At 63.3% G+C, this 12,786-nt stretch carries 8 protein-coding genes and 1 pseudogene; 4 read left to right on the top strand and 5 right to left on the bottom strand.

Annotation, left to right across the window (positions count from 1 at the left end; genetic code table 11):
- Positions 1-502: 502 nt before the first annotated feature.
- Positions 503-684: pseudogene (locus AB0N75_RS14345) on the top strand (leucine zipper domain-containing protein); the annotation flags it as partial.
- Positions 685-1,226: 542 nt separating this feature from the next.
- On the opposite strand, the gene AB0N75_RS14350 reads toward AB0N75_RS14345, so the two are convergent.
- From AB0N75_RS14350 to AB0N75_RS14360, 3 genes are all read right to left on the bottom strand, one after another.
- Positions 1,227-3,347: an acyltransferase family protein gene (locus AB0N75_RS14350; RefSeq protein WP_364651109.1), complete on the bottom strand. Its 2,121-nt coding sequence runs from the start codon at positions 3,345-3,347 to the stop codon at positions 1,227-1,229.
- Between the two features lie 483 nt (positions 3,348-3,830).
- The gene (gene sufU, locus AB0N75_RS14355) at positions 3,831-4,292 is read right to left on the bottom strand and encodes a Fe-S cluster assembly sulfur transfer protein SufU (protein WP_364651112.1); all 462 of its coding nucleotides are present in this window, start codon (positions 4,290-4,292) and stop codon (positions 3,831-3,833) included.
- Between the two features lies 1 nt (position 4,293).
- Entirely contained in the window at positions 4,294-5,610 is a 1,317-nt protein-coding gene (locus AB0N75_RS14360; RefSeq protein ID WP_364651115.1) for a cysteine desulfurase, read from the bottom strand.
- 318 nt (positions 5,611-5,928) lie between these two features.
- On the opposite strand from AB0N75_RS14360, the gene AB0N75_RS14365 reads away from it, so the two are divergent.
- A complete protein-coding gene (locus tag AB0N75_RS14365; protein WP_364651118.1) occupies positions 5,929-7,491 on the top strand; it encodes a polysaccharide biosynthesis tyrosine autokinase in 1,563 nt (520 codons plus the stop codon).
- A gap of 195 nt (positions 7,492-7,686) precedes the next feature.
- Here the strand turns inward: AB0N75_RS14365 and AB0N75_RS14370 are convergent, their stop codons facing one another.
- Together AB0N75_RS14370 and AB0N75_RS14375 are read right to left on the bottom strand one after the other, a co-directional pair.
- On the bottom strand, positions 7,687-9,213 hold the full coding sequence (locus AB0N75_RS14370; RefSeq protein ID WP_364651121.1) for a sugar transferase: 1,527 nt from the start codon (positions 9,211-9,213) through the stop codon (positions 7,687-7,689).
- 62 nt (positions 9,214-9,275) lie between these two features.
- Positions 9,276-9,869, bottom strand: a complete 594-nt coding sequence (locus AB0N75_RS14375; RefSeq protein ID WP_364651125.1) for a low molecular weight phosphatase family protein — start codon at positions 9,867-9,869, stop codon at positions 9,276-9,278.
- Positions 9,870-10,111: 242 nt separating this feature from the next.
- Between AB0N75_RS14375 and AB0N75_RS14380 the strand changes: the two genes are divergently transcribed.
- Together AB0N75_RS14380 and rfbA are read left to right on the top strand one after the other, a co-directional pair.
- Positions 10,112-11,770 (top strand): RecQ family ATP-dependent DNA helicase, encoded by a 1,659-nt coding sequence (locus AB0N75_RS14380; RefSeq protein ID WP_364651128.1) that lies wholly within the window; start codon positions 10,112-10,114, stop codon positions 11,768-11,770.
- Between the two features lie 119 nt (positions 11,771-11,889).
- A complete protein-coding gene (rfbA, locus tag AB0N75_RS14385; protein ID WP_364651131.1) occupies positions 11,890-12,768 on the top strand; it encodes a glucose-1-phosphate thymidylyltransferase RfbA in 879 nt (292 codons plus the stop codon).
- The last annotated feature ends 18 nt before the right edge of the window (positions 12,769-12,786 follow it).

The raw sequence follows: 12,786 nt of genomic DNA on the forward strand, positions 1-12,786 counted from the left end.
TTGGGTGAAGATGTCACTAACAAGGAGTACAAGGCAGATCAGTCCCGTCACGGCGTCCAGCAATGCAGGATCCGGGCAGCGCGAGGAGGAAGACACCTCCGCAGTATAGGCCATCGACCGAAATAGCACGTAAACCGCTCTGCCGCCGGACGAGCTCGCCGCGCGACAGGGCGTGCCCGTCGTCGGGAGCCCGGTGGTTGTCAACCGGATGTGAGCCATGTCAGCGGCTAGCGAGTATTGGCTGGAGTTTGAGCCGGGCGCCGTCGTTTGTGATAGTGATAGCCGGGGCCTCTGACAGGTAGAGGCGCAGCCGTTCCAGTATCGGCTGGGGGCGGTGTGTAGTGCCCGTCAAGGCGCTACTGACGTATATGCGTCAGCTCGGTTCAAGTGCTGTCAGGCTCACCTAGCCGTCATCTCCACGGACGTAAGGTGTATCCTGGACGAAAGTGTCCCATAAACAAGACCTCCCGCTTCGTGTCTCATCTAACGCTTTTCTCGCGCCCGCTTTGCCGCCGAACGGTTCCAGGTCTCGGTCAGTGCCGCGCAGCGCTGGGTGAAGCGGTATTGTACAGCGGGCGAGGCCGGGATGGCGGACCGTTCCTGCTGGCCGCAGTCAAATCCCCGACACACAAGGTGCGGCGCGAAGGCCGGATTATCGGGCTGCAGGTAAACCGACGGTGGGGCCGGGGCCAGACCGTTCAACTGCACCGCGATGCAGGCCTCAGTACAGCATGGCATAAGCCAGGCAGGCAGCACGCAGACCACCACGATTGCCGCGGAAGGTCCGCGACCGCGCGCTGCCGGACAAGCGTCATCCGATGCCTCTCTTGCGGCAAAGATACCGAAACAAAGGCAATCCCCCGAACTGGTCGTGGCGCCGCGCTGCGGTCTCCCCGACGCGGCTTCCGCTGCAGACAACGTAGCGGGTGGACTCGGAATGGCGGCCACTGCTCCGCGGCGTAGATAGGTCCTCGCTGCTTGACGTGATCGAGCGGCCGCGTCCGGTAACAGCGGACGAGGCCGCCGGTTGTAGGTAGGGGTAAGTTCGACTCACTGCGAGTGTTGCCTGTAGCGGACATGGATGTGGGGTGTTCTTCGGCCGGCGATCGCTTAGTCACCGACTAGATGTTGCTCAACGGCACTCCTCACACGCTCGTGCCCCAGCCAAGAAGTAAGCCGTGCAGGCGTGGTCAATACCGCTGGGCCAGACAAAGCGTGTGTGATGGCTAGTCGGCAAGGACCCACCCAGCGACCATCGGAGCAAGGTAAGCCCCGAAGTCGTAGGTCAGGTGTCGCTCGTCTCGTCGCACTACGAAGTCCCCGATGACGGCTGGGCAGTTTCCGCCCGCATCACAGAACCACATTCCCGTATCAACCATCTTCGCGCCCTCGGCGTTCGCTACATAGGCGGACGCGTCTCGGACCTCGAGCCAACGCTTCGTGATCGTCGAGCCACAGTCGACCGGTGTGTTGTATGGGCGTGAGCAGAACGCGAGGTCCTCACCTGCAGGAGGCGGCATCACGACGAATGTCTCCCCTGAGCCATCAAGCGCCTCGAGCGTCGTGCCGAGCCCTTCCTCCCATACGTCCACGATGTGGGCATCGTCAACGCCGGGCAGCGACCGGGGCAGAGCGGATGTCATCCAGATCGCGTCAGGCTGGATCTTACGGATCTCGGAGATCGCCCAGTCGCGGAACTCGTCGCACGACTCGTAGGTCCCTCCCCCAGGTGCACTGGTAGGGATGTTAGGGGCTGCGCACCCGAGCTTCGCAAAGACGCGGATGTTCCAGTCAGGGTTCTGCTGCACGAAGGTGTCAACGGCGAAGGCGGCGTTCATTGCGATCGAGTCTCCGAAGACAACCACCGTGTGGGGTGCGTCCGCGTCACCTCGCAGGCAGGTCTTGGGCTCGTCCTCGGCCCGAGTCCAGCAGTCCGTGGCCAGCGCACCCGTGTAGTTCTCGATCTCCGAGATAGCCGGTCGGAGGTCTGCCCAAGAGTTCCGTCGCTTGCCTTGCTCAATCATCGCCTGCAGCTCGGCTACCAGCTGCGCCGCCTCGGCCGGCTGGTCCGCCTGCGGGGCTTGGCTTCCCGCAGCAACACCGTGAGATTCACCGACACCAACCTGCTTCCTGACGGCGAAGTCGAGCGCTGCGGTTCCAACCCCCACTATGAGGAGGGCGGCCGTCATCAGCCCAACGTTCCGTGTCACGCGCCCGTTCGTGAACGCGCGCGGACGCTGAGAGCGCTTCAGCCACGCGGAGTTGCGGACCGGCTCCTCAACCCAACGATACGAAGCCCACGAGAGGACGACAGTGAGCGCGAGCGCCACCGGTATGACCACGATCTCGCGCGGGATGAGCGCCGCAATGATCATGATCACGGGCCAGTGCCAGAGATAAAGAGAGTAGGACGCGTCGCCGATGGCAGTCGCCAGGCGTGTGCGTAGCGGCCACATCTGCACTGGTCGATCCGAACCAGTTCCCGCTGCGATGTACAGGACTGCGCCGGTCACCGGAGTAAGCGCCATGGGGCCCGGGAACCCGGACGTGGGGTCGATGATCCAGACCGAAATGACAATGATAAGAATACCCGCCGCGCTCAACCACGGCCGAATTCGCATCGGGATGGAGGCGGCCCTCGGCGCGAGGATCGCGAGCATGCCGCCGAGCGCGAACTCGAAGGCGCGGGAGAATGTCGAGAAGTAGGCGAAGGTCGGCGACGCTTCCGTCTCCATCATCGCCCACGCAAACGACAGAATAGCGACTGTGGCCGTGACAGCGAGTAAGGAACGCGCCGCGGGGAAACGCTTAAAGGCGGCGATCGCTGTTGCCGTGATGAGGACCGGCCACATAATGTAGAACTGCTCCTCGACCGACAGCGACCAGTAATGCTGGAAGATTGAATGGTGATCGGCCGAGAAGTAGTCAACCCCGCGGAACGCGAACGCGATATTCGAAAGAAACAGGGCCGCCCACAGTCCGTCGAGGGCGGACCCTCCTACCTGCCAAGGCCAGAACACGAGCGCAGAAGCGGCAATGGTGACAAGAATCACTAGTAGGGCCATGGGCAGGATGCGGCGTGCACGAGCGACATAGAAGTTCTTGAACGAAACTCGACCGTCCTTCTGTATCTCCGTCACTAGGTGCTGCGTGATCAGAAATCCCGAGATGACGAAGAAAACGTCGACTCCGATGAAGCCGCCGGCGGGACCCCCTGGAAGTTTCTGCAGCAGCACTAGGTGATCGAGGATCACCAAGAGGACTGCGATCGCGCGAAGTGCTTGGATATCCGACCGTTGCAGGCGTCTTGCGCGCGTCAACGGCGGCGCCTTCTCGATTACAGCCACCTGTTGGCTTCCCCCTGGTTCCGCGACGAGCCCGTGCTCATCCTATGGGACACATGTTTCGGCGGACGGCTCGTCGGAAACGAACGCCGCCCGCTGGAAACGTCACAAGGGCGACTTTAGCACCGACCTTGAACTCGGACGCTTGCCAACCGTCGTCCCCCTCGGGCAGGAAAAGAACCCTCCCCACCCAACCGGCGGTCCCTCACACGCTGGGGGATGAGGGAGCCAAATGAGGACTTCCCCTTACCAGGGCCTCGAGCCGCCGAAAAAGAAAGTTGCAAAAATGCCAATCAGATGCCGAACGGTCGCGCTCACCATAGCTGCCCTGCCAGCGCAACTGCGAGTACTCCCTGACGTGGGATCTGTGAGCGAAAAAACACCCACGCGTCCTTCACCCTGGCTACTACTTACCATCTAACCAATAGGTGTTGCAACGACCACTACAAAGCGCCCGCTGCCCGGCCCTTATGCCTACTGTTCCGGTCAGTTCGCCGCCAACAGGGCTTCCTCCAGCGCCACCCACGCCAGCATGGCGCATTTGACCCGTGCCGGGTAGCGGGAGACGCCCGAGAGCGCTGCGGCGTCGCCCAGGATTTCTTCGTCGGCCTCGATGCTCCCCCGGGAACGCATCAGCTCGCGGAAGTTGTCCACCACTTTCAGCAGTTCCTCCTGGTCCATGCCCTGCGCCAGATCGCTGAGCACGGACGCGGAGGCCATCGAGATGGAGCAACCCTGGCCGTCCCAGCTGATGGCGGACAGGGTGGTGGCGGCGCCGTCGTTGTGCACGGCTGCCCGCAGCGTGATTTCATCCCCGCAGGTGGGGTTCAGCATGTGCGATTCACCGGATTTGTCGCCCGGCGGCGGATCTGCCAACGGCGACCCGTTCCGCTTTTTGGCATGTTCCAGGATGATCTGCTGGTACAGCTGCTGCAGTTCGGCGCTCACGTCAGTTGACTCCAAAGAACGGGCGGACCCCGGCGACGGCGTCCAGGAAAGTGTCGACGTCGTCCGTGGTGTTGTACAGGTAAGTGCTGGCCCGCGTGGTCGCCACCAGTCCGAGGCGCCGGTGCAGCGGCTGCGCGCAGTGATGGCCCACGCGCACCGCAATGCCCTTGTCATCCAGGAACTGCCCCACATCGTGGGCATGCACGCCGTCCACATCGAAGGCGGCCAGCCCGATCCGCTCGGTGCCGGCGGCGGGGCCGAGCACTCGGACACCGTCGATGGCCTCCAGACCGGCGACCAGCCGCTGCCCCAGTTCGGCTTCCCACGCATGGATCCGGTCCATGCCCGTTTCGCGCAGGTAGTCCACGGCCGCGGCCAGAGCCACCGCCTGCGAAATCCGCTGCGTCCCGGCTTCGAACCGCTGCGGAGAAGGCAGATAGTCGGCCTTTTCCATGGTCACCGTGGTGATCATGGAGCCGCCGGTCAGGAACGGCGGCATCGCGTTGAGCAGTTCCGCCTTCCCGTACAGCACGCCGATGCCGGTGGGACCAAGCATCTTGTGCCCGGAGAAGGCGGCGAAGTCCACGTCCAGCGCCTTCACGTCCACACCCATGTGCGGCACCGATTGGCACGCATCGAGTACGACGGCGGCGCCCGCCTCCCGTGCCAACCGCACCAGGGTGGCCACCGGGTTGATGGTTCCGAGCACATTGGAGGCGTGCGTGAAGGCCACGACCTTGGTGCGCGGGCCGATGATGTTTTCGGCCTCGTCGAGGCGCAACGCCCCGGCGTCGTCCACCGGGATGTAGCGCAACGTGGCACCGGTGCGGAAGGCAAGTTCCTGCCAGGGAATCAGGTTGGCATGGTGCTCCATCTCGGTGACCACCAACTCGTCGCCCGGTCCCACCACGAACCGCGCCGCGGCGTCCCCGCCGCGTCCCACGCTGGCGTTGGAGAAGGCGTATGCGATGAGGTTGATCGCCTCGGTGGCGTTGGAGGTCCAGACCACTTCGTCCATCCCGGCGTTGATGAAGCCGGCCAGGGTTTCGCGCGCGTTTTCGAAGGCATCCGTGGCCGAGACCGCCAGCATGTGGGCGCCGCGGTGCACCGCAGCGTTGCGCTGTTCGTAATACTCCTGCTCCGCCTCCAGCACGCACAGCGGATTCTGCGAGGTGGCGCCGGAATCCAAGTAGACCAGCGGCGAGCCGTTCACCTGCTGGTTGAGGATCGGGAAGTCGTTGCGGATGCGCCGGGCCTCGGCGTCGTCGATCATGCCAGCGGCATGCTTGAGCGTTGCGGGCGTGGATACCACAGACACCTTGGGGTGCTCCTTGGATCGATGGTTGGAACCGGCTTGTCCCGCACGTGGCGCGGCCAACATCCGACAATACGCAAGACAAGTCTGCGCTAATCATCCCACTTCGCTGGCCCTCGGTCACGTGAGCCGAACCTTACCGGCGGACCGCTACCGCCCTACCCGCATTTTGACTGGTACTTCCATCGGATTCCCGACCACCGACAAGAAGTTTCGCTTCAACGTTTCATCTGCGGCTCCCCAAGGCACAGTTCCTGCCCACTCTCGGCTAGACTTGTGGGGTTTGAGGCATGTTCGCTAGGGGAAGGACCGCACCGTCTCGTGGAAACCAATTACACCGAGGAACAGTCTCAAGGCTTGGAGCTCCGCGACTACTTGCACGTCCTCCATACCTACTGGCGCGGCATAGCCGCCATCACCATGCTGGTCACGCTGATGGCCTTCGGCTGGACCCTGTTGCAGAAGCCGGTCTACGAGGCGCAGTCCACTGGCATGGTCATCGCTGCAGCTGACGCGGACATCAACGCACTGAACGCCGACAACCTGGCGAAATCCAAGGCGAAGAGCTACGCCAGTGTGGCAGAGTCCCGGCCGGTGGCCGAAAACGTCATTGACAACCTCGGGCTGGCTATCAGTGTTGAGGACTTGATCGCGGAGATCACAGTAGAGACCCCGCTCGATACCTCCGAGCTGCGGATCACTGCCGCCGCCCCCAGCGCTGTAGAGGCCCGCGAATTGGCAGATGCCTGGGTCGCCGCGCTGACCGAGCAGGTGGAGGAGATCGAAACCGGTGGCAAGGCAAGCGCTGAAGCCGGAGTCAGGGTCACGCCGCTGGCCGAGGCCGGCCTCCCGACGTCTCCAGCTTCTCCTAACGTCAAGCTAACTTTGGCAATCGGCGTGGTTCTGGGCCTGATGCTCGGCCTGGCCTACGCCTTGATCCGCAATCATCTGGACCGGCGGGTCCGATCCGCGGAACGACTGGAACGAGAATTCGGCGTCTCCGTGATCGGGACGATTCCGGAGGACAAGCGGTTGGCGGCGTCGCGGAAGGTGGTGGAGACGGGCTCGCTCGAAACCAACGGGAACCGGGCCGCACACGCGATGTCTGAAGCGCTCCGCGAGCTCCGAACCAACCTCACCTTCGTCGACGTGGACAATCCTCCGCGGATGATCGTCGTCACCAGTTCGGTACCGGCAGAAGGAAAGTCCAGCGTTACCGCAAACCTGGCCGTGACCATTGCCGCCTCCGGCCACCGGGTGGTGGTTGTGGACGGCGACCTCCGACGTCCAGTCGTGGTGGACATGTTCGGCCTGGTGCCGGGCGCAGGAGTCACCGACGTACTCAACGGCAGCGCAGAACTTGAAGATGTGCTCCAACTGTGGGGGCCGCTGCCGAACCTCGCCGTCCTCGGCTCCGGCCGTGTGCCGCCCAATCCCAGCGAGTTGTTGGGCTCCCAGGCCATGAGTGACATGCTGCAGCGTCTCGCCCAGCATGCCATTGTGCTCATCGATGCGCCGCCGCTGCTGCCGGTTACGGACGCTGCGGTGCTGTCCAAGGTTGCCGACGGATCGCTGGTGGTCATCAGCGCAGGAAAGACCACAGAAGACGAAGTTGGCAAGGCCCTGGGGAATCTTCGCCGCGTGGACGCCCATATTCTAGGCGTCATTCTGAACCGCGTTCCGACGCAGGGTGCGGATGCGGCCCAGTACGGCTATTACGGCCAGTACTACCAGCAGGACGAGGAGGCTTCCGGCCGCCGGCCGGAGAAGCGCCGCCGCTCACGGGCAAAAGCCACCGGCCCTGTCCGCCATGCTCGTCCCCCAGTAGATGAGTTCCATGCCGTGCTCAGTGGTGATGACCGCGCGCCGTCGAGACTGCCATAAATCCGTTGTAACGGAGACCGCCGCATCTACCGGCGGAACGGCCAACCGTTGTCATGCGAAAACGCTCAGCTGGAGGAATCCAGCCGAGCGTTTTTGCTTTTGCGGCCATTGAGAGAAGCGGAGCCATGAGGGCTGCAGCCTCCCGGGGTCATCGTAGGAACCGTGAGACCCAGGACCTTGGTGATAACCGCAGGCTTAGTAAGCGCCGTCTTTTCCGATGACCGCCTTGGCGGTCTTGATCATGATGGTCAGGTCGCCGGCCAAGGACCAGTTCTCCACGTAATAGAGGTCCAGCCTGACGCTATCCTCCCACGAGAGGTCGGATCTGCCGCTGACCTGCCATAGACCGGTGAGGCCCGGACGGACGAGGAGCCTGCGGTGTGTGTATTCCTCGTAGCCTTCCACCTCACCGGGCAAGGGTGGCCGCGGCCCAACCAGAGACATCTCACCGACCAGGACGTTCCACAATTGCGGGAGTTCATCGAGCGAGTAGCGGCGAAGGAAGGCCCCGACCTTCGTAATCCGGGGATCACTCTTCATTTTAAACAGCACGCCGCCGCCCTCATTGTGAGCAGCCAATTCCTCTAGGCGGTCTTCGGCGTTGGGGACCATGGAACGGAACTTGTGCATTGAGAATCTGCTGCCCCTGACCCCCACCCGTTCTTGATGGAATAGGACTGGGCCAGGGCTATCCAGACGGACCGCCAAGGCAATCAACAACATGACCGGTGTAAGCGCTACCAGCGCGAGCGCGCTGGTGACGATGTCCAGCAGGCGCTTCCAGGCGTACTTAGACCCCTCGTAGTTGGGCATCTCGACGCTCATCAGCGGCAGGCCCTCCACCGGGCGCCAGTGAATGCGAGGGCCGGCGACGTCCACCAGACGGCTGGCCACAACCAGAGATGCCTTTGTGGACTCCAGCTGCCAGCTGAGCTCTTTGAGGTAGCGCTGGCTGTCTACTGGCGAGCCGGCCACAATGACCGTGTCGAAGCCCTGCTCTTCCACAAGGCGAACAACGTCTTCAGGTCCTCCAACAATCGGAATGGCTTGCCCTTCCGGCACGTCGACTTTCTTGTCGACGGCAGACCGGACCGCTGCCCCTGCCAAAAGATAGCCCGACTGCGGAGTCTTGAGGACTTTTCGCGCTACGTAACGAACGTCGGGCATCTGCCCGACAATCAACGCACGGTCCATATACTCGCCCCGTCCACGTTTCCGGAGCAGTGTCAACCGCCATAGATGACGGGTCAGCAACAGAAGGACGAGCCCCAAGGGCAGCGCGATGGCGAGATATCCCCGCGCGATGTCAAAATTCACCAACATGGTGCCAATAGCGAAAACGCCAAAGGTACCCATAGTGGCGTTGATCACACGCCGATACTCGTCGTTGCCGATGGCCAAGACGGGAAGGGCACGGCTGCGCGTCATAGACAGTGCTGACAACCACAGGGCACCGAGAATCAGGGAGACCATCGAATAAGCGCCGGCCACTCCGTGGAAATCCAGGTCGGCGTCAGTAACACCGAAGCGGATGAGTTGCGCGGCGAGTAGCGACCCGACCACAACCATCAGATCAGTCAGCGCCAGGCGGCGCTGGAGCGCCGGTCCCCACGACTGGGAAGAAGAAGGTTCCGGCTGCATGGTCAGAGGTGCGGAGCCACCACCGACTCGTTTCCCGTCAGGTGGATCGGTTAACTTTTCCTCCCGCGCCGAGACTGCCATCCCCCACTGCCCTCCAACAAGTCTTTTGCTGCCCCACCCCAAGTACACCTCAATTGTACTAACTATGGGATGAACGATTCCTCGATCGCGACCAGCCGGTCAATGGCCGGCACCAGTTCCCGACCCATCTGTTGGTACACACTATCGTCCAGACGGTAGGGATCCACGATGTCATCTTCGCTGGGATCTGCTGCCCGGGTCTCAAAACGCTTCAGTGCTGCCAAGTGCGGCAGCCGCCTCCACCGGGCTTCGACCTCCTCAGCAGTGGTCCCGCCCGGAATCTCCAAGTGCGGATCGTTCTGAACTGCGTCGAGCATGCGCGCGAGTTCCCTGACGGTGAAGGTACGCTTCAGCAGCCGGGGAGCCAGCTTCAAGACCCGATCTCGATGTTCGGTGGACATGGCCAACACCAGCGCGGGATCGGCAAGGTGCTGTTCCGTGAGATGGCGGGCGACGAAGCCATCTGAGGCCCCTCCGAAGACGTGCAGCAACCCGGCGGCACGTGCGTCCATTGGCGCCCCAGCCAATGCCTGGATGCCGGCGCTGCTGACCTCGAACATCCCAGAACGGACGGCATCGAGTCGGGATTGGAGCAGACGCTCCGCCATTGGCGACCGGCACACATTGCCAGTGCAGACAGTCAAAATCCGGATCATAATCAGACTCTAACCCGCCGCCGCGCCCCCATGGGACACGCAACGCTTCCCCCGGGGAGGACAGCAATTCTTAGGCCAATTCTGAGCAGATGCTGCGTAGCAACCCGCTCCAATCCGTCATGTTCTGCACCGCCGTTTGCTCGTCCGCCGGTCCTTGATGCGCCCGCCCCCTTCTATACAAAGGTGCCCGCGCAGGCTAAAAAGTCGTTAAGTGCCGAGCCCGAACACCCCCAAGGATCCTGATGAACCAAGCCCGAGTTGCCCCAGACCGTGACGCGTTGCGCCGAGTCGCCGAAGAATCGTTTGGTTGGAACGTCCTTCGCGAGGGGCAGCTGGATGCGATGGCCGCCGCCGCGCGCGGCGAGGACGTCCTGGCCGTGATGCCCTCCGGGCATGGGAAGTCTGCCGTCTATCAGGTTCCGGCTGTCGCGTTGCCGGGCACCGCCGTCGTCATATCTCCGCTGATTGCGCTGCAGTATGACCAGGTTGACGCCATCAACGACGGTCTGGGCGCCCGCCGGGCGTTTGCCATCAACTCGCAGCAGAAAGCCTCGGCCGGACGCGCCGCTTGGGACGCCGCCGCCAGCGGCGAGGCGAAGTTCCTGTTTCTTGCCCCGGAACAACTGGCCCGCGAAGAGACCCTTCAACGGCTGGCGGAGCTGGAAATCTCACTGTTCGTGGTGGACGAGGCGCACTGTATCTCGTCCTGGGGCCACGATTTCCGACCCGACTATCTGACGCTCACCCCGGTGGTGAAGCGGTTGCACCATCCGCCGGTAGTGGCCCTGACGGCTACCGCGTCGCCGCATAGCCGCACGGAAATCATTGACCGCTTGGGCATGCGCGACCCGTTCGTCACGGTGCAGAGCTTCGACCGGCCAAACCTCAACCTCCAGGTGCGGCGGCACCACGAGGACCGCGGCAAGCGGCAGGCTGTCGTGGACCAGGTGGCCGGCTCGGGCGGGCCGGGGCTGCTCTACACGGCCACCCGCAAGGACACGGAGCGATACGCCGCCGAACTGGCCGAGCGCGGTTTGCGGACGGACGCCTACCACGCCGGCCGGAGGGCCGCCGACAGGGAGGCGATCCACGAACGGTTCCTTGAAGGAGGACTGGATGTGGTGGTGGCGACCTCCGCGTTCGGCATGGGCATTGACAAGCCTGACGTCCGGTTTGTGGTGCACGCGGATATCCCGGACTCGCTGGACAGCTACTACCAGGAAATCGGCCGCGCCGGCCGGGACGGCGAACCCGCGCAGGCAGTGCTGCACTACCGGTCCGAGGATCTGGGCCTGCAGCGCTTCTTTGCCGGCGGCACTCCCGATCCGGACGATCTCGCCGCGGTGTACGGCACTATCCGAGAGCACGGCCCGCTCCGCCCGGCCGCGCTGCGCGAACGGACCGGCCTCTCGCAGCGCAAACAGGCCCGGCTGCTCAACCTCTTGGAACACAGCGGCAGCATCACCGTGCACCGCAACGGCTATCGGGCGGTCGGCGGAGTCGATCCCTCGTCGGCTGCGGACAAAGCAGTGGCCGAAGCCGAATCCCGGCACCGGATCGATGAATCGCGGATCGAAATGGCCCGCGGCTATGCCGAGACGGACCATTGCCGGCGCGACTGGCTGCTGAACTACTTTGGCGAAGAGACCGATGGCTATTGCGGGAACTGCGATAACTGCGAAGCCGGGTCGGAGGCCGTGGCTGAAGCCCGGGAAGCTGAGATGCCGGAGGGGTATGAGATCCAGCGGCCGGTGAAGCACCGTGAATGGGGACCGGGCATCGTGATGGGGACCCAGCCGGACCGCATCACGGTCCTGTTCGAGTCGGTCGGCTACAAGGACATCGCGCTGTCCGCCGTGCGGGAGGATGCGGGCCTGTTGGAATCCGTGGAGGACCAGTAGCGAATCGGTAGCCGGCCGTTGGCGCGGCATCCCGCAGACCCCGGGGGCGGTTAAAGCCGCACCCATCAAAGCCAGCCATCCTCTATACAAAGTGGTGCCGCCACGCTAGAAATAACGCTATGCGGGGGATAATTCTGGCTGGGGGAACAGGATCGCGGTTACATCCGATCACCCTTGGCATCAGCAAACAGCTAGTACCGGTCTACGACAAGCCGATGATTTATTATCCGCTGTCCACACTGATGTTGGCGGGAATCCGGGACATTCTGATCATCACCACACCGGTGGATGCACCCCAGTTCCAGGCCCTGCTCGGCGACGGGTCCCAGTTCGGCATCTCGCTGACCTACCGGCAGCAGGCGGCGCCCAACGGACTGGCCGAGGCGTTCATCATCGGCGCGGAACACATCGGAACCGACGCGTGTGCCTTGGTGCTGGGCGACAACCTGTTTTATGGTCCCGGCCTGGGCACGCAACTGGAGGACATTGCCAAAGTCGACGGCGGCACGATCTTCGGCTATTGGGTGGCGGATCCGAGCGCCTACGGCGTCGTCGAATTCGATGCCAACGGCACGGCGGTTTCCATTGAAGAGAAACCGCAGCAACCCAAGAGCAATTATGCGGTACCCGGGCTGTATTTCTACGACAACGACGTCGTGGCGATGTCCCGGACCTTGCGGCCCTCGGCCCGCGGCGAATTGGAGATTACCGACCTGAACCGGCTGTACATGGAGCAGGGCCGCCTGACCGTGAAGATCCTCCCCCGCGGAACTGCATGGCTGGATACGGGGACCTTCGATTCGCTCAACGATGCCTCCAACTTCATTCGGACCATCGCGAACCGGCAGGGCATGCCCATCGGCTCGCCCGAGGAAGTCGCGTGGCGGATGAAGTACATCGACGACGAGCAGCTGCACGGGCACGGCCAGTCGCTGGCCAAGAGCGGCTACGGCACCTACCTGCTGGATCTGCTGGAGAGCACCCGCTACGGGCGTTGAGTGGCCCGGACCGGCGGC

Source organism: Arthrobacter sp. NPDC089319, from assembly GCF_040684925.1.
In the GTDB taxonomy this organism is placed as follows: Bacteria; Actinomycetota; Actinomycetes; order Actinomycetales; family Micrococcaceae; genus Crystallibacter.